Origin of the sequence: Salinivibrio sp. IB282 (genome assembly GCF_001995685.1) — a bacterium.
Classification (GTDB): Bacteria; Pseudomonadota; Gammaproteobacteria; order Enterobacterales; family Vibrionaceae; genus Salinivibrio; species Salinivibrio kushneri.
Map to the genome: position 1 here is coordinate 1 of NZ_MUET01000135.1, position 2,297 is coordinate 2,297.

The 2,297-nt window shown below is 44.8% G+C and carries 3 protein-coding genes and 1 pseudogene; 3 read left to right on the forward strand and 1 reads right to left on the reverse strand.

Annotated features, from left to right (window positions below; translation table 11 throughout):
* From BZG14_RS15650 to BZG14_RS15080, 3 genes and pseudogenes are all read left to right on the forward strand, one after another.
* Positions 1 to 336: pseudogene (locus tag BZG14_RS15650) on the forward strand (hypothetical protein); the annotation flags it as partial.
* 129 nt (positions 337 to 465) lie between these two features.
* Positions 466 to 780 (forward strand): DUF6694 family lipoprotein, encoded by a 315-nt coding sequence (locus tag BZG14_RS15075; RefSeq protein WP_077609133.1) that lies wholly within the window; start codon positions 466 to 468, stop codon positions 778 to 780.
* An 11-nt stretch (positions 781 to 791) separates the two neighbouring features.
* Positions 792 to 1,433, forward strand: coding sequence for a DUF7424 family protein (locus BZG14_RS15080; RefSeq protein WP_077609134.1), 642 nt, complete (start codon positions 792 to 794; stop codon positions 1,431 to 1,433).
* 334 nt (positions 1,434 to 1,767) lie between these two features.
* Here the strand turns inward: BZG14_RS15080 and BZG14_RS16025 are convergent, their stop codons facing one another.
* Positions 1,768 to 1,902, reverse strand: a complete 135-nt coding sequence (locus tag BZG14_RS16025; RefSeq protein ID WP_274532407.1) for a hypothetical protein — start codon at positions 1,900 to 1,902, stop codon at positions 1,768 to 1,770.
* Positions 1,903 to 2,297: the final 395 nt, after the last annotated feature.

A 2,297-nucleotide genomic window follows, 5' to 3' on the forward strand; every position in this document is an offset into this window, starting at 1 on the left:
GATCTATCATTGCTTCGTGATGCAGGTGACTATGCGGATGGAGAACTTGGGACTGAAGAGCACGAGGTTGCTTGGTCTAAAGAAACCGTTGATGCAGCGAATCGTGTCAGTATTGTGATGCAACGACTGTCTTATCTGACTATGTCTGGACTTATCAGTCACGAGCATTTTTCCAAAATGTGGGGGCCTGTTTTTGTAAAAACATGGGATAAGTTAGAGCCGTATATACATCACAAGCGCTTCTTAAATGGTGAGCCTTTGACTCTCGCGGAGGGCGCCTACAGCCGGAATGATTTCGAAAAATATGCCCTGTACTGTAGAAATCTAAACACATAACAAGGCCAGGTACGCGACGCCTACTGCATTGCGGCCTCACTTCCATTCTGCAACCGCGCATGCTGTTGGCGTTAGGCGTATAAGGCTCGACGCTTGACTTTACTAACTAGGATCAATGGAGAAAACCAAATGAATAACCTGTTTAAAATTTTGCTTGCTATTGCGACCATTCTTATGCTTTCGGGGTGCGGAAAACCTACTCTTGATACCTCCTCTGACGAGACAATGAAAGAGTCGGTGCAGAAAATCATGACCGATCTATCGAAAGAAGACCAAGAAAGGTTTAAAAAAACTCTGACCGGAATTTATATGGGCACATTGGCTAGTCTTGATGGTGATGCCGAGGACGCAAAGGAAGAAGTTAATGAAAATTTGCATGGGAAAACTGCGGAAGAAGTTTTCCAGTATGCGGATGAGCTAAAACAAAAAATGGAAAATAAATAAGGAATTTTCTGATGAAATTTATCTTACCTATGTTAGTCATAACAGCCTTTTTAACTGGGTGCAAGGCGACTGTAGAGAGCGAAGTTAGCCTTAAAGATATTCTCGAATCAAAAACAAAAACAATCAGTGGTAACCTGTATGTTGAAGTTGCAAGCTGCAACAGCTATGAAGATTCAAGGAGATTATCTAATTCTGTAATAGAGGCCCAACAAACAATACCAAGCATCTTCGCTGATGCAAAATACATAGAATGCTTTTCTAAGAAATTCGACTCCTTTGCTCATTTCAATATACCTGTCGTGCTTGATAAAGATAAAGATGGAAAAATGGCATCTGATTCTCATGTAAATATCATATCTAACAGTGAATCTCTTTTAACTGTGGGCATTCCTAAGTCTATAAAGGCAAACATGGAGCGGGTAGAAGAAAATAGCTTCGGTGCAAGCTCGTTTGATCTGAAAGTTAATATCAAAGTCAACAACGATACGGGCAAAGAATTTCCATTTAAGGTCATAGCTGCTTATGTAGAGGGGCAGCCATATGTCTATGGAGATTTGACATCTAAGGGAGACGGTGCCTTTGTTGTAACTTTGTCAGACGTATCTGTCAGCAGAGCACTGGAGAATGGAACAGCAACGGTGCTGCTACGTTGAAATAGCCTAACCATCCCTTCTTGCGGTCGCAGTCGCTAACGTGGCTGCTCCGCTGAAGGCTGTGTAGTGGTCAAGAAAAACTGGCCACCAATTTATATTTAATCCAGTATTTTTCCTCTGCCAGGTTCGGACTCATACTGTAGTGGCTAACCAATATTGGCCGCGGTGTTAGATCGTATAAGAACAGAGATCCGTTCAGCAGAATCAAAGCAACCAAATTCGACAAGTACGATTCGATAGTTTTGTCACGACTTCTGTGCAGGGTTCGAGTTTCGTATGCATTCCCACGCAGGAGCGTGGGAACGAGTAATCGTCGCCAATGATACCACTGACGTTAAAGTACGCGTAGGTCGGCATAAGCGCCTTCTCGATCGCGCAAGCTGGGTGTGATTTCCGCCGCGCGCCATCCGACATCGTGGATAAAATTGGCGCCAAACGTGACAGGCGCCCAGGTGGCATAATGCATCATAGTTGACATCTTGCCGGGGCTTGTGTCACCTACGCCAATGGCACCATCGATGTATAAATTTTGTCATTGTAATGGCCCACTAACATTGGCCACGGTGTTAGATCGTGTAAGAACAAGGACCCGTTCAGCAGAATCAGAGTAACCAAACTCGACAAGTTCGGCTTGAAGATTTTGTAACGATTTCAGTTCATGGTTCAAGTCTCGTATGCATTCCCACGCAGGAGCGTGGGAACGAGTAATCGTCGCCAATGATACCACTGACGTTAAAGTACGCGTAGGTCGGCATAAGCGCCTTCTCGATCGCGCAAGCTGGGTGTGATTTCCGCCGCGCGCCATCCGACATCGTGGATAAAATTGGCGCCAAACGTGACAGGCGCCCAGGTGGCATAATGCAT

Coding starts and splice junctions, on each gene's coding strand:
- BZG14_RS15075 (WP_077609133.1), top strand. CDS start 466: ATGAATAACCTGTTTAAAATTTTGCTTGCTATTGCGACCATTCTTATG.
- BZG14_RS15080 (WP_077609134.1), top strand. CDS start 792: ATGAAATTTATCTTACCTATGTTAGTCATAACAGCCTTTTTAACTGGG.
- BZG14_RS16025 (WP_274532407.1), bottom strand. CDS start 1,902: ATGATGCATTATGCCACCTGGGCGCCTGTCACGTTTGGCGCCAATTTT.